This is a genomic window from Bacillus sp. Root920 (genome assembly GCF_001429445.1).
Lineage (GTDB): Bacteria > Bacillota > Bacilli > Bacillales > Bacillaceae > Bacillus > Bacillus safensis.
This window is the reverse complement of sequence record NZ_LMJV01000001.1, coordinates 167,349-193,543: the sequence shown is the minus strand read 5'-3', so window position 1 is coordinate 193,543 and position 26,195 is coordinate 167,349. Positions and strand designations below refer to the sequence as shown.

The window sequence follows — 26,195 nt, the reverse complement described above, 5'->3', positions numbered from 1 at the left end:
GACCCTTTTACGCGGCACTCTTCAATGGTACAATCAATGTAAAAAATTAGAGGTTCGTTATGAAGATATTTGCTATCCAATTACAACACTTAGATGAAATTGATGCACAACAACAAATAGAGCGGCTGAAACCCTTTGTTTCATCTGAAAAGCGTGCTGCGGCTGAACGCTTTCGTTTTTTGATCGATGCAAGAAGAACCTTGTTAGGTGAGGTGCTGGTTCGTCAAACGATCCATGATATGTACGATCTGCCTATGGATCAGATCGTTTTTGAAACTGAGGGCAATGGCAAACCTGTTGTCCGGCAGCTACCTTCTTTTCATTTTAATCTTTCTCATTCTGGCGATTGGGTCGTTTGCGCAGTAGATGATGCACCTGTTGGCATTGATATTGAGGAAATCAAACCCATTGATCTCGCGATTGCCAAACGATTTTTTTCAGCGGATGAGTATCAGGATTTACTCTCACAGCCGGCAGAACGGCAGGAAGCGTATTTCTTTCATCTATGGTCAATGAAGGAGGCCTTTATCAAGCTGACTGGAAAAGGCTTATCCTATGGGCTTTCGTCCTTTACAGCCCGTCTGTCAGAGGATGGACAGGCTGCGTTGACATTACCTGATCATGAAGCACCTTGCTTTGTTCAAACTTATTCACTTGACCCTGCCTACCAAATGGCGGTATGCACACGAAAGTCTGCTGCGGCTGAAAGTGTAGAGAAAATCACTTGCAGTGATGTGCTGTCCCGTCTTTAATAACGCGTGCTTTGCTGAAATACCGTCTTTAATAGATCGACTCCACGTGTGATCTGCTCTTCTTTCACCTGCCAGATGTTCAGCTGAAGAATGGGGTCCTTTTGATAAGTCTTCAGGTAATGGCGGTCAATTGGCTGAATGGAAACAGATGCCTTTTTCAGCTGCTGAATGAGCTGGTTCATGGAAATCGACCGGTCGACTCGTACATGTGTATGGGTAGCCGGCTCCTGTTCTCCCAGCTGATAAGCGCTCTGATCATTTTTTAAACTTGCCACGAGCTGCTTGGAGCGGTTTCGATAGCTCGCCCGCATCCTGTCTCTATGCCGCTCAAACATCCCGCTTTTTAAATAGATTTCTAAGGCTGCCTGGGACAGCATGGAGCTGTCGATATCAATCAGCCGTTTGTGTTCGCTAAAAGGTGTAATCAGTTCTTCAGGTAAGACGACAGCTCCTGTTCGCAGCCCCGGAAAAATGATTTTAGAAAAGCTTTTCAAATAAATAACCTTTCCTGCCTGATCGTATGAATAGATCGGGTCTCTTTTTGTGTCGAATTCTAAATCTGCTAGATAATCATCCTCAACAATGTAGACATCATATTTCTCAGCAAGGGCTGCAATCGCTCTTTTTTCTTGCTTTGATAAACTCGTTCCAAGCGGGTTTTGAAATCTTGGCATCGTATAGAAAAAACGAATCTCCTCTTCTCGAAAGATACGTTCTAATTCGATCAGATCGATCCCTTTTTCCGTCCGTTGAATTCCGCGCACAGGCAATTGGTTTTTCTCTAAATATTGGAGATATAAGTGATACCCCGGCTGTTCGACTAGTATGGTTTGTTTTCCATTCGGAAAAGGGATGGTGCTTAAAATGGATAACGCGAGCTGAATACCAGAGGTCATGACGATCTGTTCTGGATGAGCAAACACTTGATAATCCATTAATCGTTTTGAAATGACTGGCAGCAGGGATGGTAAGCCGTTGGCTGTGCCGTAAATAAATAAGTCATTTTGATATAAATCGATCGCTTGGTTGATGCAGTGCTGGAAATCGACATATGGAAACACAACGGGATCAGGTGCAGATGAAGCAAAATCAATCCATGTGCCGTCCTGCTTACCTGCTGATTGCTTCGTTTTCACGACATAATAGCCGCTCCTTTCTACAGAATACAGCAGATGTTCACGCTCCAATGTGTCCAGCGCTTTGATGACAGTGCTTTTACTCACTGCATATTGAGCCGCTAAGTGGCGAATGGATGGAATTTTCATCCCAGCACTGTACTCACCAGAATCCATTTTTCTTTTTAAACTCAAGACAAGCTGATCATATTTCCTCACGCCTTTTCCTCCTTGTACCGGTACAGATATCATGTTCTCTTATTGTACACGTTAGATGATCCGATTACGATAGAAGAACAGAACCGGTCAATTCATTTGAAGCATGCATGCTCATGTAAGGAGTCACGTTATGAATATGTCAAAACAAAAAGCGTATGCTGCCGCGGTCGCATACGCCTCTATCATTGGTTTTTCCTTTTTGTTTGTCAAAATAGCATTAGAATCAGCAAACCCAATCGATTTATTGGCACACCGCTTTACTGTTTCTTTTGCAGCCGCTCTATTGCTGTATCCGTTTCTACGAAAAAAGTATCGCATATCCATTCAATGGCGTGATCTCATTTATATCGTACCGTTTTCCTTGCTTTACCCTGTTTTGTTCTTTGCTTTTCAAGTGTGGGGATTGATGTATACATCTTCTTCAGAGGCTGGCATCATTCAAGCGACGATTCCCATTCTGACAATGCTGCTGGCAGCCTGGTTTTTAAAGGAACGTGCGACATGGATACAAGTGCTGTTTACCTTTCTTTCTGTGTGCGGGGTGATGCTTCTCTTTGTCATGAAGGGAATCGATGTCAAGCATTCTCACTTCATCGGCTATGTGCTGATTTTACTTTCAGCCTTGTCATCCAGTGCATATAGTGTGTTTGCCAGAGTGATTACAAAACGCTTCCATGTGATCGAACTCACCTTTGTGATGACCTTCTTTGGCTTTGTCTTTTTTAATGCCGCTGCGCTTATTCGGCATTCGATCAATGGGTCATTGCCTCAGTTTTTCAGTCCTTTTACAGAAGCATCCTTTGTATGGTCGATGCTCTTTTTAGGTATTCTTTCATCGCTTCTCACGGCGTATTTATCAAACTATGCACTCTCGCAGCTTGAAGCGGCAAAGGTCAGCATCTTTAACAATTTATCCGCGTTTATCACGGTCGCCGCCGGGGTTCTCATTTTACACGAAACGATTGATTGGTATCATCTCCTCGGAGGGGTGCTGGTCATTGGCGGGGTGATTGGCGGGAATGTGGTGAAGAAACAGCATTCATAAGAAAAAGCGGCCTCTTTAAAAAGAGCCGCTTTTCTTATGTCCTATTAATTATTGATAGTCTTGTATAAGCTTCTTTTTTCGTCCAAATTAAATATCATATTTAATATAATAAGTGATTTCACCTTGTATTTCATAGCTAGTTACTGAAGTAATGTCATTATCAATATAAAAAATAGATTTATGGGCTATTAATTCTCGAGTGATTTTACTACCTTTTCTCATATTCCATCAAACTACTACTAAATCTTTCGTTACAGAGAAATAAAATACAGTATAAAAAACCCATTTATTAAATATCCTTTTTTTGTATAATATGGGCATATAAGCAAGGGAGGGGGTGTTAATTATGGAATTGAGTTTAAAAAATAGATTTTTTGCAATTGTAGGCTTGAGTCTTATTTTCACTCTAACTTTGACAACTATGATTTTATTGACTCTTGAACCAGTTACACCTTTTGCAAATCTAGTAGCAAACTATCCTCAAATACCTGGCTGGGCTATAACTTCTGTTAGTGCAATTCTAAATGCTGCAGGTACAGTGGGTGCTGTTGCTGCTGTCTTAGGTACTTTTGGACTTGGTGCTATTGCTTCTCTGGTCATTAGTTATGCTAGAAAATACGGAGTGAAATACGCTATTTCTTTCTAAAAAAGATTTAATAGAGAAGGTGTAACAGCCTTCTCTATACACCTTTAAAATGGAAGTGTTGTAAATGCATAAATATTTAACATATACAAAAATCTTGTTAATCAATGATTTAAGAAGACATCATCGAAAAAATGCTCTCATTTTTGTATTTTTTGCTTTTTTATACATAATAACACCACTATTACTAGGTATATTAACTCCTTTTTTCGTTAAGAATTTATCAATAATTTATTTATCGCTGTTTATATTTATGTTTACAGTTAATATTGATAAGAGTTTGATGAGAATACTTTTCTCCTCTGATAAAAAACAGATGGCTATTTTAAAAGTTCATCTTGATCAATACATTTTCGGCAAAGATATGAGTAAGTTTTTCAGCACTATTGTGGGTGTATTATTCTTCATATTAGGGTCCTACTTAGCAAACTTAATTATAAATGGGTATGAGGGAGCTTTTACAATAGCAGCTCTCGCCGCCACTTCTTTTATTTTAGGTTACTTACTTAGATTACACGTCTTGTTGCTACTTTCTAATCCAAAGTTTTTCTCAATTTCATCGAGCATTGGTTATATAACTACAGGCCTCATTGCTCTATGGGTATTCACTGTATTTAGATTCAATTTATTAACAAATTCTTTATCTAGTTATTCAATATATTTTATTTTAACCTTCACATTCATTAGTTTATTGTTATTGATGAATTGGAAGAAAAATGTTCGTAATGTACCAATTTTTAATTCCCAAAAAAAATTAAAAGAAAAACGAAAAAGAACATCTAGAGAGTTTAATCATATTTTGTTTTATGAAATTACGCTTCTCATGAGAAATCCTCCTATTCAATGGTCAGTATTATTATTCATATTAACCTTATCTGGGGGGTTATTTGGTCTAATTCTTTATGGTGTTAATACAAATCAACTTGAAACATTGAATATAGAAAATGATTTTTTGTTTATTTTTAGTGTGATTTTTCCAATGATTATTATATCGAATGCAATACAACCATATGTCTCTTTTGATATTGATGGACCCATTCTTCCTTTAAAACAGAATCTACCTAACTTAGTGAAAAATAAAATTAAAAATAAGATAATTTTATCTATTATATTACACTTGTTTTTTTGTATTTTATATATCATTTTTTCAAGCTTTGTATTAAAACTAGATCAGCCTTTTTACGTGATGATTACTTTAATAAACACTTGCATTCTCGTCGGTATTTGTACTGTCGGTTCTACTGTTGTATTTCCTTATTTTAATTGGGAATTTGTTTATCAAGTTCCAAGTTCTCTTAGTAAATTGACTTTAAATATTTGTTATGGATTTATTCTAGCTTTATCAGTGATTTCCTCATACAGCACAGTATATTTCATTTTAACAAATTCTGTTATGGCTGCTTGTTCATTCATCATTTTATTTTTAATGATTAAATTTTGGGATAGAACAATCAACAAAAACTACAAATCATTTAAAACATTATTTGAGTGAGGGATTGTATGTTATCAATTCAAGGTCTAATTAAAGAGTACAAAGAGTCTAACTTTAAAGTTATGATCCCTGAGATGCATTTCCAAGAGGGTAGAATTATCGGACTATTAGGTAAAAATGGTGCTGGAAAAACGACTATTTTAGAAATGGTAGCTGGATTGATAAATCCTGATGAAGGTCAAATATTAATAAATCATAGTAAGCAAAATTTTTCTTCTGTCGGATATATGGAAGACGATCCAACTCTATTTGAAAACTTAACCTGTTTTGAACTTGTAAAATATCAATCTATGCTTGTAGAACAACCTTTAGAAAATGAACAAATCAAGGATTTATTGAGCAAATATGGATTAGAAGAACAAATTCACCGCCGTTCCTCTGCTCTTTCAAGAGGTATGAGACAAAGAATGTCTTTTATATTAACAATATTACATCATCCAAACATTATTTTATTAGATGAGCCATTTACAGGGCTTGATCCTACTAACATGGCTGACATGAAAAAACATTTAAGAAATTTCAGAGATGCCAACAAAATCATTTTGCTCTCCACACATATCATTCAATTTGCAGCAGACTTATGTGATGAAATCCTTTTTATTGATAATGGTAGTATTATTCACTCAGAAAAAAAATCTTCAGGAGTGACTTTTCATGAGGATCAGCTCGAAAAGAAATTTTTTGAAAAATTATCTTAAAAATTTTTCAGTTTTTATCATATTATTTTTAGGAGGTTTTAGTTTAAGTATTTTTGCTTCAACATTTATAGATAGTATAGATTTTAAAAACAACATTGAGATTCATAGCTATCTAGACATTTTTTTTAATAATCTTTTTGTGTCACTCCTAATATTAATATCTGGAATAGTTAGTTTAGGTTTGTTATCTAGCATGATTATTTTTCTAAATGGTTTTTTCTTAGGTGCATTTTTTATATCGTATACCTATATATATGGATTTGATATAGCATTATACTATATTATTTTCCACGCTCCGATGGAGATTGTCGGTTTGTTCCTTTTTTATTTTGTCTCTTTTGATATATCAAGACAGATTATAGGATATATCATATCTAAAAACAAAATTTCATTTAAAACAAAAGGGAAAATCTATGCTAGTCAGCTTATAACCGGTGTTTTCTTATTATTTATTGCTTCGATGATTGAATTTTATTTTATAAAAATTTGATATTGTTAAAGGGTGCTATTATGAAAAAACACATTTTATTAGTATGTATGCTTTCTGGTATAATAGCTTTCATCCTTTCTATATTAAAAATGGATGAAATAAATAAAAATCTACTAGAGCTACAACTTGAAGGGAATCAAGATGTAATTGAAGTTAGTAAGTGGATAGGTATTTCACTTGCTGTGATTGGAGAAATATTCAAGCCAATGATTGAAGTTTTATTTTTTTCATTAGTCATTTTTTTAAGTTTTATTATTTTTGGAATAAAAGATTCCTATAAAAATATTTTTAAAAAAGGGATATTAGCTTACTATTACATTTTACTAGGCAACTTGATTGTTATTATTTTATACCTATTTAAGGTATCTAATGCTGAACGCACGATTACACTTCCATTTTTATGGAACATCAACATTTTCGTTATAGTCGCATTTAGTGTGTGGTGCTATTCTTACTTAAAAGATCAAGAAAATAGAAGTTATAAATTTTACCTCCCATTCGTTTTATTATTCTTATTTTCATTAGCTATATCAGCGTTTTCAAGTATTATTCCTCAGTAAAAAACGACCCTATTGATGGGTCGTTTTTTCTTAATTCTTGATCAATTGCTGCTTGGCTGTAAGCTCAATCACCTGTCTCATCTGCTCTGCAAATGGCTCGAGGTGTGTGTTGATGTACATGTGGCCTCCATCGAAATTGGTGCGTTCGATGGTTTTTGCCCATTTTAACCAGCCGCTTGCATCCTGCATGCATTTCTCATCTTGCTTTCCATTGAATAAATAAACAGGTGTGTTGATAATCGATTGATCTGTGTGCTGGAAGGTTTCTAGTGCCTTGTAGTCTGCACGCAATGACGGTGTAAAGTAATCCATCATTGGTTTGTTCTCTAGTAATTCCTTTGGAATCCCGCCCATTTCGGCAATATGCTGTACAAATGCTTCGTTGGATAAATGCGTCAGCATCTGCCGTTTTGTTTGCGGAGGCTGAATGGCTGAGATCACCACTGCTGCAGGATAAATTCCTTCCTTTTCTAGCAGCTGGGTTAGTCTGTATACCACAAGCCCTCCCATTGAATGTCCAAACAGAATAAATGGGCGGTTCAATTTGTCCGTAAGTCCTTCTTTATACAGCTCTGCCAGCCGGTCAATGCTTGATTCAAGCGGCATGAGATTGGTGCCGTGCCCTGGGGGCTCTGCTGCTGTGACTTCGGCCACGTCTTTTAGCTGTTCAAAGAGCGGACGGTATGAGGCGGAATATCCGCCGGCAAAAGGAAAACAAATAAGCTGAATGAGATCTGATTTTTTTTCAAAGGTTTTCAATAACTGATTCATACGTCTTTACCCCTTTATAATCGTTTGAAGAATCCGTGCCAGTTCATCTGCCTGCGGTCTTTTCATCATGGTGACATGGTCGCCTTTGATGTGGTAATACGAGCACGACTCTTTCGTATAAGCCTCCCAATCTGCGAACTTCTTCTGGAAATCGCTTGCGTGATCACTGCTTTGGACAATATAAAATGGCACAGGGAATGGTTCTTTTTCTAATTCAATGGCTTGTGACATGATCGTATTATGCGTTTGCATTTGCAAATATTTATCTAAATATTGATCATTCATGAATTGATGAACAACTTCATCCTTTTCTGCCTCTTTGAGTATTTTCTGCTTCACTTCTTGGAAGCTCAATCCTTGTAAAGCTTCTGGCTGAATGCCGACCAGGTTCCCCATTCCAAGGACAAGTGCGAGCATTTTTACTTCTTCTTCGTTCATATCGGCATGAAGTGCCTGATCTGCCTCATCTCTTAGCACTGGCACCGTATCTAAAATGATGAGTCCTTTCGGTGCTTTTCCTGCATGGCAGAGCCGCTGATTCATTCCGTAGGCAAGATGCCCGCCCATTGAATGCCCTGCGAGATAGTCAATGCCCGGACGGTAGAACGTCTCAATAGCTTCAATAAAAAGGGTTACAAGCTCCGTGTAATGGAGGAATTGCGGCTCTTCATCCTCATATAGGCCAGGAGACTGCAAGGCGTACACAGCCCCTTGATGTGTCATGAGCTTAGCAACATCAATATAGCCCATCACTGTTCCACCAGCAGGCGGCGCAAAGAATATTCTCGGTTCGGCTGGATCGCCTTTTTTCAGCTCGATCACGTAGTCCTTCGGAGACCTTTCAACGTTCTCAGCGGCTTCTGGCACTGCGTCCAAATGGGCGGCTAATTGCGCAGGCGCCGGGTGCATGAAAATCAATTTTGGATCAACACGAACACCTTTTTCTTTTAATTTGGCCACAGCCTGAATACTCATAATGGAATCGCCGCCCAGATCAAAGAAGGAGTCATGCATACCTACTTGCTTCACACCAAGCACTTCCTTGAAAGCTGCGACAATCCGCTCCTCCGTTTCGGTGACCGGTTTGTCGTCATCATCGGAAAGGGAAATTGTTTCTGTTGGCTCTGGCAGTGCTTTTTGATCAACCTTCCCGTTCGTTGTCACCGGCATTTCATCCAGTACGACAAAGTAACTTGGAATCATATAGCCTGGCAGGCTTTCCTGCAAAAAGGCTTTCCAGCCCGGAACAGGATTTTCTCCATCTGTCACAAGGTAGGCCGCCAGCCGTTTTGAGCTGCCATACGTTTTGGCGATGACTGTACATTCTTTGATTTGCGGATGCTTGAGCAGGGCTGTCTCAATTTCTCCGCATTCAATTCGGTAGCCTCTAATTTTCACTAGATGATCTTTTCGGCCGAGGTATTCAATGGTGCCATCTGATCGCCATGTACCAAGGTCGCCTGAACGATACAGCTTGTCTCCCTTTAGTTCAGGGAAAGGATTGTCAATAAACCGCTCCTTTGTCTGCTCTGGATCATGAAGGTAGCCTTTCGCAAGACCAGTTCCACCGATATAAATTTCTCCTTTGACGCCTGCTGGTACTGGATTGAGCGCATCGTCCAGTATGACGACAGTTGAGTTCGACACCGGCACACCAATTGGAACTGATTTTGCGCCTGCTGGCACGTGTGTGACTTGATGTGTTGTGGCTAATGTCGTATTTTCTGTTGGACCGTAAGCATTGACGAGCACACCTTCCATATGCGGCAGTGCCTTTCGTGCATGCTCACTAGACATGGCTTCCCCGCCAACGAGTAATGTGCGGTAGCCTGCCACACTTTTCGGATCATGCTCTACCAGTCGATTAAATAAAGCGGTTGGCAGACAGTTGGCTGTCACTTGATACGTTTTGATGAATTGCGTTAATTCTTCCATATTCAGTGCTGCATATTTTGGGAGCAGAATCAGCTGACCGCCATTCAGCAGCACCCCCCATAATTCAAATGTAAAGGCATCAAAAGCATAGTTTGAGAGCTGAAGCATTTTGTCATCTGGACCGAGCTTTATATAATTTGTTTCTCTAACCAAGCGGACAACTCCTGCATGAGGAAGCATCACGCCTTTTGGTGTACCTGTTGAGCCTGATGTGTAATTGACATAGGCGATCTGGTCTTCACCTATGATCGATGATTCTCTTTGATAACCTGCATTTGTTTCTGGTATTGGCTTGTCCATGATAATCCTTGTACCTGTAAAGCCTACTAGACGATCTGCAAGATGAGACTGGGTGATGATCACATCGCTTTGCGTATCACGAACGATGAGACGGATGCGTGCATCAGGATATTCAGGTGACATCGGAACATATGCAGCACCAGATTTGATGATTCCTAGAACCGACACAATCATGTCAAAGGAGCGATCAAATAGCATCGGTACAAGGGAACCTGGTCCAATTCCTTTTGACTGCAAGTAAGCAGCAAGCTTTGCCGCCTTCTTATCCAAAGCTTCATACGTCATATGCTCATCCATATAGGACAAGGCAATACGATGCGGATCACGCTGCACCTGTTCTTCAAACAATTCTTGAAGCGTTCGCTTTGGATATGGCGTTTCCGTTTGATTTTTGCCTAGAATCATCGCCGCCTGTTCCGCTTTGTCCATTAAGCAATAATCCGCAAATGTACGCTCAGGCTGTGCCGTCATGCCATCTAGCACATGGAGATAATAGTTCATATAACGATAAATGGTCTCTTGATCAAATAAATCCGTATTGTATTCCACCTGAATCGACAGCTGCTCTTCCTGTTCAAATACATGCAGGGTGAGATCAAATTTAGATACTGTATGATGGACCATCACATGTTCACTTGTCAGCCCTTTAAGGTTTACATCGAGCGAATCGGTGACATACCCCATGGCCGCCTGAAAAATAGGGGACCGGCTTAAATCTCTATCTAACGAAAGGTCATCGACAAGCTTGTCAAATGGATAATGCTGATGCTCAAACGCTTTTAATGTCATCTCTTTCACGTTTTCCAAAAGATCGGCAAACGTCTCTGCTGTTGAGACGTCCTGTCTCAGCGCAAGTGTATTCACAAACATCCCAACGAGCTGCTCTGATTGCTTGGCATCCCGGCCCGCGATAGGCGATCCAATGATGATATCTGTCTGTCCGGACAGCTTGTGAAGCAGGACGTAGTACGCGGACAGCATCGTCATGAACAATGTCGTGCCCTGCTGCTTGGACAAAGCCTGCAAGCGGCGGATAAGCGGTTCATCCAGTACGATTTGCTCTGTAGCACCGTTAAATGTTTGAACCGGCGGACGAGGACGGTCAAACGGCAGCTCCAGCACTGGAAGTTCACCTTGTAACGTATTGAGCCAATAGGCTTGGTCTTCTTGATGATGCTTTAATTGTTCATTTTCCCAATGTACATAGTCTGTCCATTCGATTTCTAAGGCTGGGAGCTGCGGCGTTTCATCTGCAAGCAGCGCTTCATATGCCACTTCTAATTCCTGAATGAGCAGGCTGAGTGACCATGCATCTGAAATGATGTGGTGCTGCGCGCAAAGGAGATAATACTCCTCCTTGCCCATATCTACTATCGTCCACTGCGCAAGAGGTCCTCTTTCTAAATCATAAACGCGGTCTGCCTCTTGCTGAATGAGCTGCTTGAGTCTTCTCGCTCTTGTTTTTTCATTAAATAACGAGAAATTTGCCACAGTCACAGATGGCGGAAGGTCTTCGCGAATAAGTTGAACCGGCTTGCCGCCAAGTGATTTAAATACTGCCCGAAGTGCTTCATGCCGCTTTGTTAAAAGGCCAATCGCTTTTGTTAATGCTTGAACGTGTAATGGTCCTGTCAGCTTCCAAGCACCTAATATATTGTAATGATGGCTCTTTTCTAATGTGGATAAGAACCAAATACGCTTCTGGGCATGTGACAGTTCATAGCTTGTTTGCTTTTCAAGCTTTGGAATTTTAGCTTCCTGAACGGCTGGCGCCCCTTTGATGTCATCAACCATTTGCGCCAGATGTGCCAGATGCTTACTTTCAAATAATATTTTTAAAGGCGCCTTCATTGAAAATTCATGATTGATCCGGGAAATGGTTTGAGTCGCTTTTAGTGAATGCCCGCCAAGGTCGAAGAATTGATCCTCTTTATACACACGATCTACATCTAAAATGTCCTCCCATATGGCGGCAAGAAGCTGCTCTGTCTTCGTTTCTGGCAATAGCTTTTCAAGGCTTTGTCCGTTTTTGTCATGATTCAATTTGAGTGCTTCATAATCAATAGAGCCATCTTGCTTTTTCGGTATTTCCTTTACTTGCTGAATGTCCCATTTGCCTTTTGAGACGCTCGTGATCTCTTCAACATGCACTTCTTTGCCAGGCTGAACGGTGTAAAAAAGCTTTTTCTCAAAGACCGGTATTGGAGCTGGCTGAAGATACCCGGCGATGTCTGGATTTGCTTCGTCCAGACCGATAAATAGATGCGCTTCATTGAGCCGGACACCTAAACATAATGAATGGAGACCTTGCTTCTTTCCAATCAATTGAAATCCTTTGCGAACGGTGAGAGCTGCTCCGGTATGCCCCTTAGACAAACCGAGATTATCCCACATACTGAAGTTCAAAGAGATCGCTCGTCTTCCTTCTTGAAAGGTGAGAGCATGCGCGAGTCCATCTAAAAAGCTGTTGGCCGCAGAGTATGCCCCAAATGTTGTGCCGCCAAAAAAGCCATTGACCGATCCAAAAAAGACAAGCGGTACTGTCGGATCATACTTAAAGGCTTCCTGCAGGACCCATGCTCCGTCTGCTTTCCCTGACATTTCTTTTGTGAAATCCTCTTCTGACGTATGAGCCAGTGTATACTTGTCCGCCTGCTGAAAATGCTCAGACACATTACCAGCACCGGCCAAATGCAGCACACCCCGGATTGATTGTCCAAAATGCTTTTCTGCTTCATAAATCGCCTGTTCAACGTCACGTAAGTTGGTCACATCTGCTTGGATATAAATGACGTCACCAACATCTTTAAGCTGTGAGAAGGCTTCTTTCTTTTCCAAGCTGTCTTCCAGAGATGTCCGTCCAATCAATATGAGCTTTAAGCCAAATTGGAGCATTTGCTTAGACAGCTCAAACCCAATCCCGCCAAGTCCTCCAGTTAATAAATAAAGACCTTCATATTCTAAAAAACCTTCTGTTTGAGGCGCTTCGATCATATTGACTTTTTCCAGCTTTGGTACGAATCTGTCCCCATTTCGGTAAGAAACCTCTGCTTTTATATGAATCGCAGACAATTCTTCCGCAATATGCTTGGCATCCTGTTCTGCATTCTCCGCTTCAATATCAAGATGAGACACCTCTGCTCCTTCCCATTCTTGCGGAATGGTTTTTAGCAGACCTACAAGCGGCGTTTTCTCCACATGAAGATCGTCTTCAGGCTTCACAAATTGACCACCTTTTGTCACAACGACAAGACGGATGGGCTCTTTATTTGCTTGTCTCAATGCTTGATACAAGTACAAAATGGATTGATTGGTGCTGGCATGCAGCTCTTTGAACTGCGCAGGATCAACGATGTCTTCTTTGTCTGACACATTCCACAGATGGAGCATACGTCCGATCTTTAGTTCATCTGCTTCAAGTGCGGCAATGAGCCTGACGTAATCCCCCTTGATTCTCGGATTTATCTGGTACATCCCTTTGGACAGACGCAAAAATTCATGCCCTTTTCTCACAGAAATATATGGCTGTTTCTTTTGCTCAAATTGTGTGTAAAGCGATTGATACAGCCCTTTTTCATCCTCGAAAACGAGTACATGATCAGTAAAAGGCTGAGTTGGACCGATATGCTCCTTAGCCCAAATGCGTTTGAAAAACCAGTCTGGGAGTGTTTGTTCATTTTCAGAAGCAAGATCCAGTGCTTGTTCAATGTCACGGAAGGCTCCATCTTTTAGTGCTGCGCCTAACTGGGCACGCTGGATTTTCCCACTCTCCGTTTTTGGAAATTGGTCTTTTTTCACCGGAATGATGTGATCAGGCTCTATGCCGATTTTTCGAATGATGGCCTCTCTAATCTGTTGAATCATCGCGATTTGTTCCTCTATTGAATCCCTTTGTGAGACAAAAAAGACGGCAAGCGTGTCATTGCTTGATTCGGGATTATAAATGCCGTACGCAGCGGCAAAAGTGACTTCGACCCCGTCCACCTCTTCTACAACCGCTTCAATTTCATAATTCAAATAGTTAGCGCCGTTGATGACAATGATGTCTTTTTCTCGACCTGTCAGAACGAGACGCCCTTCATGAATAAACCCTAAATCCCCTGTGTGAAACCAGCCGTTTTCCGCAAAAACTTCTTGATTGGCTTCTTCATTTTGATAGTAGCCCATCATAATTGTTGGACCCTTCACCTGCAAGCGCCCAACCTGATCTTCTGGCAGCACCTCGTGATGCTCATCTACAATTCGAATCCATACAGACGGAATCGGCGTGCCGACTTCTGTAAACGTCATCTTGTTCGGATGATCGTGCGTCACATATTCAATCTCACTTGTTAACGAGGTCTGATCAATCGTCAGCTGTCCATCCTGTTCACTGTTCCGCATAAATTTCTTTGACTGAACAATGGCTGAGGATGTTTCTGACATACCGTAAGCAGGTACCATCGCATGACGGCTTAATCCGTGCTGTCCCATGATGTGCATGAAGCGCTGTGTGACTTTCGGAACAACCGCTTCGGCTGCATTCATGATATAAGTCAGAGTGGACAGGTCCCAGTTTCCCTTACGAATGTCGTCTTCATATTCATTCATCATGGCAAAGGCAAAGTTTGGTGCCCATGTCCTTGTGACACCGTATGTTTCTACCCAATCCAGCCACACCATCGGCCGCTCGATAAATTGATCGATGGATGGACTTATCTGCTGGCAGCCAAGGTAGACGTCATGTACATGAAACATGACAATTCCACCAACATGATCAAGCGGCATCCAGTTAAGCGACACATCCTCATGTGTAAAGCCGTTTACCTGCTCAAAGGCCATAATTCTAGATAAAATGCTTTGATGATGATGACGGATACACTTTGGTACACCCGTACTTCCTGAAGACAGCAGCTGCAGCACAGGCTCATCCGGCTCCGGCTCATAATGCTGTTCATCTGGTTCATACGCCAGCAATGTTTCAATTGTTAAGATAGGCATGACCTTTGCTTCAAATGTCTCACGCAGCCCAGCAATGTCCTCAGCACTTGCTTCATTCGTAATAATGAAAGGTTCATTTTGCAGCTGAAACACGCCCTTCAGCTTATTCACACCTTGATTCACTTCATCATAAACAGGCGGCACAGAGACTGGGGTCGGAATGATTCCTCCGAGAATACAGCCCCAGAACACCGTGATAAAATCTTGATGGTCTTTCAATTGAAGTAACACTTGATCACCGTTTGTCAGTCCTGCTGCCCTTAAGCCGGACAGAACCCGTTCAGCGCTTGTTAGTAATTCAGGATATGTTTGGGTCAACGTACGCCCGCCTTCTTTCAAATAAGTCACCCCGCGGTCTGGTGACATAAAGGCTGATCGAATCAGCACCTCTGTCAGTGTGACAGGCGTGCCTGGTTTTTTGATCACATCTCCGCCATACACAAGTGCGGGCGGCTTCTCATGTAGAGATGATGGTTTTGCTTCGCCCGCTTCACTTTTCGAAATCGGTTCGTTCCCTTGAGTACGCTGTCGATCAGGAAACAGGTCATCTAGATGATAGGGCATGCGTTTTTCTGACTGACTTTCAATGAAAGCGGCCGCTTCCTCTACTCCATCTATAGCTTTGGTACGCTCTTCTATCTTTCTTAATTCCTCTTGATCTATGATTTCAATTGAAAGCAGTGCCTCTTTGTCGACTGCTCCACTTTCTGTCTTTGGCAAAGAAGGTAATAAGACGAGAGCGGCTGGCACTTCATGAGGATGAAGCGGACCTTTCTTCAGATGCTCTCTTGTCAACGAAGCGTCCTTCGCCTGTGCAAATAGCACAAGCGATAGACTGCCTTCTTGATTTTTCTTCGGAATGATTGCACATTCCTTTAGTGGAAAATGAAGCATCATGACTTGCTCTAATGCTTTAAGATCCATCCGTTTTCCGTTGATTCTGACGATATGATTTGCTGCATGTCCTTTTCGTCTACTCACTAGCATCGTTCTTCTCCTCCTACATCCAATCCAAAATCTGAATCTTGTTTTCTTCAGTCCAAACGCCGACATCCCCTGTCGGATAGAGGTATTCGCCAGTTTGATGTTTGAATGGATGCGGAATTTTATGCGTCTCCATCCAATCGGCAAGCTCCCCGCAAATTGCTTTGATATCCTTTGCACCGATAAAAATATCTCCAGAAAATCCTACCGGCATGAGCTGATGCTCTTCGCTCAGGACATATATTTCCGTCTCACAGGAAGGATCATGCACACCTGAATAGACCTCTTCTTGATCTGGGTACAGCACGTTGACTTGTGCATTTTTCGCCCAATCGGTGATTATCCGCTCTTTTTCTTCATTCGTCACGATCGTGAAGGAAGAGAGGGGTGTCTCCATTTGTTCTGTCATCGCTTCAAGTGTGTGGATCAGCTGCTGCATCAGCGCTTGTATTTGCTTTTCTGTATATTGATTGAAGCGGTATGTGACCCGAAGCTCCAGCGTATCTCCCGGAACTGCCACAAGGGTCAGGTCATAGTTCGTTTCTTCATGACTTGCAATGTCTAAAATGCGTACCCCGTATGGCTCGATAGATTCAATCGGATAGTTTTCAAACACGACAATGCTGTTAAACAATGAATCTCCATTCGGGATGTGGGTCAGCTGCTGAATATCTGGCAGTACGGTATATTCGAATTCCCGCATTTGAAAAACTGTGTCCTGCGTATGTGCCAGCAGCTTGGAAATGGTCCACTCTGGCGTAATCGGCAAACGGAGCGGCAATGTGTTTATAAAGAGCCCTGTCATGCTTTCAACCTGTGGTAAGTCCGCCGGTCGGCCTGATACTGTCACTCCGAACACAACATCCTCTGATCCTGAATGAAGATGCAAAAGCAGCCCCCATGCTGTTTGAATCAATGTGCTCATTGTCACCTTCTGCGCGCCTGTCATCTTTTCGAGTTTCTCCTGCATCTCGGGCGTTAGTTTGATACTTAGCTGATCAACACCTGCATCTTCATCCGAAGCCTGCCCGCCGTCTCCTGGAAGTGGTGTAGCCTCTTCTACTCCTGACATATAACCTTTCCAGAACTCTAGCGCCTTCTCTTGATCCTGCTTTTGCAGCCACTCGATAAAATCTTTATATGGACGGACAGCAGGAAGATCCACCTCCCGTTCATCCACAAGAGAGCGGTACAAAGAAAAGGATTCTTCAATAAAGCTGAACAAGCTCCAGCCGTCGATTAAAATATGATGAAAGCTAAAAATAAACGTGCATGTGTTTTCATCACGATGGAATAAAGCAATACGAATCAGCGGTTCATCCGTATCTTCTAGTTTGAAATCCTTTAAACGATCTGTTTGCAAATATTGCTGGATAGCTTCCTTCTGATCCGTTTCACTCAGGTGGCGCACATCGTGCTGAGTGAGATGAATGCTTCCTTCTGATTGAATCAACTGAACAGGCTCCTTTAGCCCTTCCCAAGCAAATGTTGTCCGCAAAATCGAATGACGCTCTACAAGCAGATTCCAGGCCTTTTCATAGGCTGCGCCGTCCGTTAAGCCTTCGAGTGTCATATGCACTTGACCAAAATACGCCTGTGACGCTTGATCTAATAGAGCATGAAACAGCATCCCTTGCTGCATTGGAGATAGTGGATACACATCCACTACATTGTCTGGAAGCTCATCGATTTGCTCTTGCGTCAGCTGAACCATTGGAAAATCAGATGGCGTAAAGCCGCCTTTTGTCTCTACACAATGCGTCAAAATATCCTCCATTTTTTCTTTGAACCGCTCAGGTAACAGGCGCACCTCTTCATACTGAAGCAGTTCACGGTTTATCATAAAATTCATCTGAAGCTGACCGTTCACAACATATCCGTACACATCGATCAAATGCTGTCTTTCTGCTTTTGGATCATGTACAAGTCCATTTCGTTCATCTGCTAAATAAAGATGTGCTTCACCGTCTATTTGATCTAACTGTCCAAGATAATTAAAGCTCATTTGCGGCGCTACCTTTTTGAGGAAACGAGATGCTGTCATATATTGAAGCAAGCCATAGCCGATTCCCTTTTGCGGCACAGCTCTTAAGGTTTCTTTGACATCTTTGATTTGTCTCTCAATATCGGTTTGAATAAAAGGAATAAAAATAGGATAAGAGCTTGTAAACCATCCGACTGTTCGTGACAAATCCATCTGTTCAAATAAATCCTCGCGTCCGTGCCCTTCTAACGTGATGAGCAGCGGCTTTCCAACGGCTTGTGTGAGTCCTGATAAGAGTAAATCGTTTACCTCTGTTCGGTACGCTTGTGATGCCTGTCTTAATAAAATATCTGTTTGATCCTTCGTCAATTGAATAGACAGGATCTCTGCATGTTCTTCTATATTGAAAAGCGCAGGTGTTTGAAAAGGAGAACCCTCTTCCTCTTGACTGATGATATTTTGCCAAAAAGGAACCTGCTCTTGTAATTGATCGGTTTGTGCATATTCATAAAGAGCATCTGCCCACTGCTGATAGGACGCAGTTTTCTTTGCAAGCTCGATTTCCTGCCCTGCCGCAAGCTGCTTCAGTCCATTTAATAGGTCTTCCTGTATGATGCGCCATGAGATTCCATCCATTACAAGATGATGGGCAGCGATAAAGAGTTCAGACGTGCCATCACTTGTGTGAAAAAGAATGGCTTTGATGACTTCTCCCCGTTCTAATGACAACGTTCCTTGACAGGCGGCGGTCTCCATGCGGATTTGTTCCAGCGCTTCCTCCTGAGAAACACCCGTCAAATCAAAGAAGGAGACACAAGGGGGGATGCCAGGCGCACGAATGGTTTGAATCCATGATCCATCTGCTGTTTTTGTATACATCGCTCTCAGCATATCGTGATGATCGACAATTTTTGAGAGAACCTGTGTCAGCTGCTTTAGCTGTATGGATTGCTTGAATTCCATATGCGCTGATAAATTCCAATAATCTTGGTTTGTCATTGATTGCTCAAAGAACCATGATTGGATTGGAAGCAGACGAACAGCTCCTGTGACAGGTGACTGGTCATAGAACGCAGCAGCATCTGACCTTTTCATAGCAAGTGCCAGCTGTGAAATCGTCTGTTTTTCAAATACATCTCTCGGCTGAATGACATAGCCTTCCTGTGCTATGCGCGCCACCATTTGTATGACAATAATCGAATCTCCGCCAAGCTCAAAGTAGTTATCATGTACGCCAATCGAAGGCGTACCGAGCAGCTGAGTCCATACTTTTTCCAGTACACGCTCTTCCTCACTGAGTGCCCTGTCAGCCGGTTTGTCCACTTCTTCCTGTCTCCACTCTGGCGGCGGGAGACGTTTTTGGTCTACCTTGCCATTTGGTGTGAGCGGGAGTTCCTCCAGCTCTATTAATAGGCTTGGCACCATATAATCTGGCAGTATTTCTTTTAATTGATGGCGAATGTCTTGCGTGGTCATGCTGCCCTTTTGGACAAAATAACCGATCAATCGCTTATGACCACTCTCATGCTGATGCGGAATGACCGCACATTCTATGATGTCTTCAAAGCGCAGCATAGCAGCTTCAATTTCTCCGCATTCGACGCGGTGTCCGCGAATTTTCACTTGATGATCGATTCTTCCAAGGCAGTCGATGATGCCGTTTGGCAGCCAGCGGCCCATATCGCCTGTTTTATATAAACGCGCTCCTTCTTGGAAAGGATGCGGGATAAATGATTGCGATGTTTTTTCTTCATCTCCAAGGTATCCGAGTGCAAGCCCTGTACCTCCTACGTAAATCTCTCCAATGACACCTTGCGGAACCGGCTGTAGCTGGTCGTCTAGTACATAGGCTTGAGAATACGCAATTGGCTGACCGATAGGAATTGTTGCCTGCCCCTCATCCACTGCCCGAATGTGATGCACACAGGAGAACGTCGTATTCTCGGTTGGTCCATAGCCGTTTAAAAGGCCTTCAGGTAAATACGGCAGCGCTTTACGGATATGAGCAGCTGACAAAGCATCACCGCCGACCAATAAGGCATCGAATCCACATAAAGCTTCTGGATGTTCCTCTGTTAATCGGTTAAACAGCGGCACTGTCAGAAATCCTGTTGTGATCTTGTAAGATGTCAGCGTGTCAGCCAGTGTATCCATTGATAAGATCGTATTTCGATCGGTCAGTATCAGCCTTCCCCCGTTGAGCAGGGCTCCCCATATTTCATACGTAAAGGCATCAAAGGAAAAGCTCGCGATTTGTAAAATACGCGTTTGTTCATTAAGGGTGACATAATCTGTTTCGCATACAAGCCGGATGACCGCTTGATGCGGAATTAAAACCCCTTTTGGCTGACCGGTTGATCCTGATGTGTAATTGATATAAGCGAGTCCATCAGGTTTTAAAGCAGCAGACTTGAGTTCTGCCTCTGATAAAAACTCTTCATACCCCTCATCAAGACAAATGAGCTCGGTTTGACTGATCGAGACTTGTTTCAGCCATTCATTTTTTGTCAGTAACAGCTGAATACCTGTATCCCTCAGCATATAATCAATGCGTGCATCTGGATATTCAGGATCAATTGGGACGTAGGCCCCGCCTGCTTTTACAATCGCCAGCACCCCAAAAATCATTTCAGGCGACCTGTCGATCAGAAGCCCTACTGGTTCATGCGGCTTCACTCCTCGCTGCTGCAGATAAGCGGCAAGCCGGTCGGCTTTCTCTTGTAACTCCTGATACGTCCACTGTTTTCCCCCAGATTCGAGGGCGATCGCATGCGGTGTCTTTTTCACCTGTGCTTCAAACCGTTCTGTGATGAGAAGCGGGCCTGCTGGTTGATCTGTTTTGCCGCTCCATTCATAGAGCAGCTGATGCCACTCTTTTTCTGGCAGGTAATTCATTTGTCTAATCGGCTGTGCTGGATTTTCACAAATACATGCAAGCAGCTGCTCGTAGTAACGAAGGAACCGTTCCATCGTGTCGTCAGAAAATAAGTCTGCATCATACTCTAGTTTTAATTGAAGACCTTCCGCCCCTTCAAAAACAAACAGAGAGAGATCGAATTTGGCTGTATCATTATCTTCAATAGCTAAAACAGATGTCACCTCACCCATCGGAGAAGCTTCAAGGGGCAGGTTTTGCAGAACGAACATGACCTGAAACAGCGGCTGCTTCCCAGCCTCACGTACAATATTCAGCTCATCTACGACCATCTCAAACGGCACATCCTGATGCGCATAGGCACCCATTGTTGTTTCCTTCACTCGCTCTAATAGCTCTGTGAAAGCCGGATTCCCGCTATGATCGATCCGAAGTGCCAGCGTATTCACGAAAAATCCGATGAGCTGCTCCATCTCCGTCCGATTTCTCCCGGCAATGACGGATCCAATGACAAACTCATCCTGTGAAGACAATCGATGCAGCAAGGTAGAGAAAGCCGAAAGTAATGTCATATAAAGGGTGCTGTCCGTTTTCTGAGAAAGAGCAGCCAGCTGGTCAGACAGCGGCTTCGATAAGCGGTATTTTTTCGTTTTTCCCCTATAGGATTGAACGGCCGGACGCGTGTAGTCATACGGTAGCATCAACTCTTCCACAGGTACCGCAAATTGCTCCTTCCAATAGGAAAGCTGCTTCTGAAGCGTTTCTCCCGTCAAATACTCCTTCTGCCATAGTGCGTAATCTGCATATTGAATCGGCAGCGGTGAGAGATCAGGCTCCCTCCCTTCGATGATCGCTGTATACCATTCGGACAGCTCCTTTGCGGCAATGCCAATCGACCAGCCATCTGACACGATGTGGTGAATAGACATCAGCAGCAAATGATCTGTTTCTGACAGCCGAATCAGCTTCGTGCGAAAAAGTGCATCATGCTCTAAGCGGAAAGGCGTGCCCGCTTCTTTTTTCGCCCACTCAGCCGCTTTTTGTTCTTTTTCTTCCTGTGATGCCAAATCTGATACATCGACCACCTCAAGCGCTGGAAGAGTCATATGCTCATGTATGATCTGTACCGGTTCATCGCCGTTCATCGCAAAGGATGTTCTGAGCGATTCATGCCTTTGCACCATTTGCTGCAAGCTGCGCTGAAGCACCTTTACATCTAAAGGTCCATTCATCCGAAAGGAAATCGTATTATTGTATAATGGCAGATCAGGCTGTAATTGATAGAGAAACCACTGTCTTTGCTGGGCATAGGACATCGGAAGCTCCTGACCCTTTTCTATTTTCCGTATCAGAATCGCTTCATCGGCTTTGGCATGTGAATCAATCCACTCCGCTAACTCTCCAAGTCTCGTATGCTCAAAAAGAACAGCGAGCGGCACGTCAAATCCCGTTTTCTGTCTAACAGCAGACAGCATTTGCGTTGCCTTGAGCGAATGACCTCCGAGTAGAAAGAAATGATCACCACAGCTGATGTTTGAGACATCAAGCAGCTCGGACCAAATGTGTGCCAAGAGTTTCTCCGTCTCAGTTTGAGGTGCTCTGTCCTCTGAAGCATGTCCACTTTCCTCTATTAATTCATTGAAATGCACTTCGTCCGGCATCCCATCCTCTGTTTCTTTCCAGTATTCTTCAGGATATAGATGGACGAAATATTCACCAGAGAGACGAGACTGTATACACGTATAAATGGATTGATACAGCCTTTCTTCAACAGCCTTTGTTTGATCGGTTTTGAAAAAGACATATATGACCTGCTCTGTTTGAGTCTCCCCCTGTATCATCTCTTGAATTTCCTGCTTCGATCGATCCAGCCCGATATAAATGAGGGGAACTTCTGTCATCATGCATGCAAGCATTGTTTGAATGCCCGCCCGCTTTGGAATCGGGAGATAGCCCCTTTCTTTTAGCATGCCTTTGATCATTGACCCTTCACTCATTCCGGTCTCATCCCACATGCTAAAGCTAAAGCAATATGGCTTTACTGTAGATGTCAGCCTCTGATAATGAGCAAATTGTTCAACGAACTCATTGGCCGCACAATAAGCGCCAACGGTCATCCCGCCCTTTAACGTTCGAGCTGACGAGCTAGAAAGAAATAAGACATTTTGCCGTTTAGAGGCTGCTTCATGTAGCGCAATCGTGCCATATACCTTCGCCTCGTACATCGCATCTAATGATACAGACGTCATATCACGAAGCAGCTCTTCTTGAATGATGCCAGCGAAATGAATAACGCCATGCAGCCTTTTACCTAATGCCGTCTCCTCTCTTGAGATCAGGGCTTCAATGGCTTGTGCGTCAGTGATGTCCACCTTTTCATATAGAACTGTACCTCCGTGCTTTTCCGCTTGATTCTCAAGTGAAATCAATACGTCTTGCTGCTCCTCAGATAAAGCCTCTCTCGCTTTTTTTCCAACCAGCACAAGATGCGCTTGATAGGATGTCAGCAGGTACTCACTAAGCATCCTCCCAATGCCGCCAAGCCCGCCTGTCATCACGTAAAGCCCGGATGATTCAAATGGCGGTTTCTTCATCCTTTGTTCTTTTTCCAGATGAAGCGGTGTTAAAAGAGGAGTATAACGAACACCTTCACGATAAGCGGCGATATGATGGCTTGTGTCATGTGTGAGCTCTGTCATGATCGATGATGCATGAGAACGGCCAGCATCCGTTTCTGTCAGAGAAAAATCAAGACACCGCACCTTGATAAACGGCCATTCATGCTGAACAGCTGTCATCAGTCCTGCTGTCGTTGCTTTCTCCACATCATGTGTTTGATCTTCCGGCAAATTCATCGCATTGGCAGAGACAAAGGTGATCTCTACCGGCTCATCATAGGCAGCGACCGCTTTAGTTACATATAGTGCACTCATACTGCCTGTTTTCTGCGCTTCTTTCGCCAACGCTGCATGAAGTGTGTCTTCTTGAGTTGTGTAGTTCCAAAGGTGAATGATTTGTTTCACCGAAACGCCATACGAACGGAGCGTCTCAAAGAGTTGTTCGTAGTCAGACGGCCGATTCGGGTGGATGATGAAGTGTGTATGTGTAAGTTGTGTGAATGCTTGACCCGGTTCAACCGTAATATATGTTTGTTCATTGCTTGAAAGGGATCTCAATTGATCTGCCAGCCCTAATGTGTCTGCAAAGATCACCATATTCCCTTCTGTTTGTTTTTCCGCTTCATGAAGCGGAGCAGGTGTCCACTTCTTTTGTAAACTCCAATCAGGCAAGGTGTGTTCATTTTCAAGTCTGATGTCCAGCTCCTTGATGATTTCATCGAATTCGCCTTCCTGCCATCGCTTCTTAAGCTGTGCCCTTTCTATTTTTCCAGAGCTTGTTTTCGGAAAGGCGTGCTTCTGGACAGGGATCACACGAGATGCAGACAACCCCATTTTTGTTGCAATATGGGATTTGATATTCTGACTTGCCCTCATGATATAAGAAGGTTCATACAGCTTTGGTGTAAAAAAGAGAATCAGCTCGTCGGATGCAGATGCTTCCATCCGGGCGGAACAAGCGGCTACAAAGCTCGTTTCGACGCCGGGTACTTCCTCTGCAATGACTTCTATTTCATAGTTGTGATAATTTTTCCCGTTGATGATGATCATGTCTTTTTCTCTTCCGGTTAATGTCAGCCTTCCATCGTGCAGAAAACCTAAATCCCCCGTGTGAAACCAGCCGTCTGTTTGAAAGACTTCTTGATTCGCTTCGTCATTCTTGTAATAGCCCTTCATTGTCGTCGGCCCTTTAATTTGCACACTGCCAATATGATCTTCGGGAAGAAGCTCATTCTGATGATTAACGATACGAATCGTGATACCAGGAATTGGTCTTCCCAGCTCTGTAAAGCTGACAGTTCCTGTCTCACGTGCCTCCGCTGGTCTTAGCTGCTCTGTGAGTGATGTTTCCTCAAAGGTTAGAACCCCGCTGCTCTCATCTCCCCGCTCTATCGCAAAAGAGAAGACAACGGCTGAAGAGATTTCAGACATGCCAAATGCCGGTCTCATGACGTCTCCCTTTAAGCCGTGCGGAGCAAGCAAGTGTAAAAATCGGTGAATCGTCTTCGGTACGACCGCTTCAGCCCCATTGATCATACAAGTCATAGCAGAAAGATCCCAAGATCCTGATGAAATGTCTTTCTCATAATCATTGATCATCGCAAATGCGAAGTTAGGCGCCCATGTCTTCGTTGCACGGTAGCGGTCCATCCAGTCAAGCCAGCGCAGCGGCTGAGCGATAAAATCATCTGTTCTTGCCCGAACCTGCTCACAGCCAGTGTACACATTGACAAGGTGAAACATCACAATGCCGCCAATATGATCTAAAGGCATCCAGTCTAACGACACATCCTTTTGTGTAAACCCATTGGCTGCCACTGTTCCTTTGACATTCGCCAGCACGCTTCGATGGGAATGCTCTACGCATTTGGGCATCCCTGTACTTCCAGACGTTAAGATAAAAAAGACTGAATCATCCGGTGTCGCGGGATAAGCTTCTATATCTCTTGCTAAAGAAAGCATCGGCTCAACGGCTGCGACACGTAACTTGTCTGTATGCCACAATAAAGCTAAACCTTGCACCTCATCAACCAGCCAGTCATCTGTTAAAATGAGCGGATGCTCCAGCAGCTTCCACGCATGATGAAGCTTCTTCACGGAGGCATTCATTTCCCGATAGGTCGGTGCAGCGGACACTAATGTTGGAACAAATCCCCCTAACACACACGCCCAAAAGGCTGTTACCATCGCATGATTGGATGAAAACTGAAAGAACACAGGATCACCCGGTTCAAGTCCGAGCGCCCTTAAACCTGTCAGAACCCGCTCGGCATCCTCCTTTAACTGCGCGTAGGATTGTGTGAGTTCATTTTCACTATTGACGATATAAGTCAGCCCATTTGTCGTTTTTGCCGCCTCCGTTAAGGCGTCCTGCAAGGTTTGGGCTCCTGCCTTAACATCTAGATCCCCTCCATAGGAAAGGGCGGGCGGCATGTCCGCTAAAGCAGGGGAAGCCGTTTGCGTCTGTATTGATTCAGATGCGGCCTCCTGCTCCATGTGATTGTCGAGAAATAAATGAGAGAGGTGATATGGCCGCGGTCGAATGGTTTTTTCACGAGAAAAAACAGCGAAGCGTTCGATTTCGTTGGTTTGTAAAATGGTTCTCTGTACATCTTGTAAAATCGTATCCATTGATTCATGTACATTTGATTGGTTCATAATTGATGGTTTCATATGAGTTCCTTTCCTTTTTTATCAGGCAGGACTGCTAATGTGCACCCCTGCCTGATCTAAA

General features: G+C 43.1%; 11 protein-coding genes. 7 read left to right on the top strand and 4 right to left on the bottom strand.

Features of this window, described 5'->3' with window-relative positions:
• Positions 1 to 59 precede the first annotated feature (59 nt).
• The gene (locus ASE42_RS00730) at positions 60 to 752 is read left to right on the top strand and encodes a 4'-phosphopantetheinyl transferase family protein (protein ID WP_025092830.1); all 693 of its coding nucleotides are present in this window, start codon (positions 60 to 62) and stop codon (positions 750 to 752) included.
• On the opposite strand, the gene ASE42_RS00725 is transcribed toward ASE42_RS00730, so the two are convergent.
• Positions 749 to 2,086, bottom strand: a complete 1,338-nt coding sequence (locus ASE42_RS00725) for a PLP-dependent aminotransferase family protein (RefSeq protein WP_056765105.1) — start codon at positions 2,084 to 2,086, stop codon at positions 749 to 751. The genes ASE42_RS00730 and ASE42_RS00725 overlap by 4 nt on opposite strands.
• 130 nt (positions 2,087 to 2,216) lie before the next feature.
• Here ASE42_RS00725 and ASE42_RS00720 point away from each other — a divergent pair, with 130 nt between their 5' ends.
• The 6 genes from ASE42_RS00720 (at position 2,217) to ASE42_RS00695 (ending at position 7,014) form a co-directional block, all read left to right on the top strand.
• Positions 2,217 to 3,131 carry a DMT family transporter gene (locus ASE42_RS00720; RefSeq protein WP_034622968.1) on the top strand — a complete coding sequence of 305 codons (915 nt, stop codon included), beginning with the start codon at positions 2,217 to 2,219 and terminating at the stop codon, positions 3,129 to 3,131.
• Positions 3,132 to 3,477: 346 nt separating this feature from the next.
• Positions 3,478 to 3,777, top strand: coding sequence for a hypothetical protein (locus ASE42_RS00715; protein WP_024427284.1), 300 nt, complete (start codon positions 3,478 to 3,480; stop codon positions 3,775 to 3,777).
• A gap of 64 nt (positions 3,778 to 3,841) precedes the next feature.
• Positions 3,842 to 5,266: a hypothetical protein gene (locus ASE42_RS00710; RefSeq protein WP_034622970.1), complete on the top strand. Its 1,425-nt coding sequence runs from the start codon at positions 3,842 to 3,844 to the stop codon at positions 5,264 to 5,266.
• A gap of 8 nt (positions 5,267 to 5,274) precedes the next feature.
• Complete coding sequence (locus ASE42_RS00705) at positions 5,275 to 5,964, top strand: ABC transporter ATP-binding protein (protein ID WP_024427282.1); 690 nt, start codon at positions 5,275 to 5,277, stop codon at positions 5,962 to 5,964.
• On the top strand, positions 5,921 to 6,454 hold the full coding sequence (locus ASE42_RS00700; RefSeq protein WP_034622973.1) for a stage II sporulation protein M: 534 nt from the start codon (positions 5,921 to 5,923) through the stop codon (positions 6,452 to 6,454). Before ASE42_RS00705 ends, ASE42_RS00700 begins: the two co-directional genes overlap by 44 nt.
• A gap of 20 nt (positions 6,455 to 6,474) precedes the next feature.
• Complete coding sequence (locus ASE42_RS00695) at positions 6,475 to 7,014, top strand: hypothetical protein (RefSeq protein ID WP_025092825.1); 540 nt, start codon at positions 6,475 to 6,477, stop codon at positions 7,012 to 7,014.
• Positions 7,015 to 7,044: 30 nt separating this feature from the next.
• Here the strand turns inward: ASE42_RS00695 and ASE42_RS00690 are convergent, their stop codons facing one another.
• Genes ASE42_RS00690 through ASE42_RS00680 form a run of 3 tightly spaced genes read right to left on the bottom strand, consistent with a single transcriptional unit; the run spans position 7,045 to position 26,134 of the window.
• Entirely contained in the window at positions 7,045 to 7,785 is a 741-nt protein-coding gene (locus ASE42_RS00690; protein WP_034622976.1) for a thioesterase II family protein, read from the bottom strand.
• Positions 7,786 to 7,791: 6 nt separating this feature from the next.
• On the bottom strand, positions 7,792 to 15,987 hold the full coding sequence (locus ASE42_RS00685) for a non-ribosomal peptide synthetase (protein ID WP_056765102.1): 8,196 nt from the start codon (positions 15,985 to 15,987) through the stop codon (positions 7,792 to 7,794).
• Positions 15,988 to 16,000: 13 nt separating this feature from the next.
• Complete coding sequence (locus tag ASE42_RS00680) at positions 16,001 to 26,134, bottom strand: non-ribosomal peptide synthetase (protein WP_056765100.1); 10,134 nt, start codon at positions 26,132 to 26,134, stop codon at positions 16,001 to 16,003.
• Between the last annotated feature and the right edge of the window lie 61 nt (positions 26,135 to 26,195).

Coding starts and splice junctions, on each gene's coding strand:
- ASE42_RS00705 (WP_024427282.1), top strand. CDS start 5,275: ATGTTATCAATTCAAGGTCTAATTAAAGAGTACAAAGAGTCTAACTTT.
- ASE42_RS00720 (WP_034622968.1), top strand. CDS start 2,217: ATGAATATGTCAAAACAAAAAGCGTATGCTGCCGCGGTCGCATACGCC.
- ASE42_RS00685 (WP_056765102.1), bottom strand. CDS start 15,987: ATGCTAGTGAGTAGACGAAAAGGACATGCAGCAAATCATATCGTCAGA.
- ASE42_RS00690 (WP_034622976.1), bottom strand. CDS start 7,785: ATGAATCAGTTATTGAAAACCTTTGAAAAAAAATCAGATCTCATTCAG.
- ASE42_RS00680 (WP_056765100.1), bottom strand. CDS start 26,134: ATGAAACCATCAATTATGAACCAATCAAATGTACATGAATCAATGGAT.
- ASE42_RS00730 (WP_025092830.1), top strand. CDS start 60: ATGAAGATATTTGCTATCCAATTACAACACTTAGATGAAATTGATGCA.
- ASE42_RS00695 (WP_025092825.1), top strand. CDS start 6,475: ATGAAAAAACACATTTTATTAGTATGTATGCTTTCTGGTATAATAGCT.
- ASE42_RS00710 (WP_034622970.1), top strand. CDS start 3,842: ATGCATAAATATTTAACATATACAAAAATCTTGTTAATCAATGATTTA.
- ASE42_RS00715 (WP_024427284.1), top strand. CDS start 3,478: ATGGAATTGAGTTTAAAAAATAGATTTTTTGCAATTGTAGGCTTGAGT.
- ASE42_RS00700 (WP_034622973.1), top strand. CDS start 5,921: ATGAGGATCAGCTCGAAAAGAAATTTTTTGAAAAATTATCTTAAAAAT.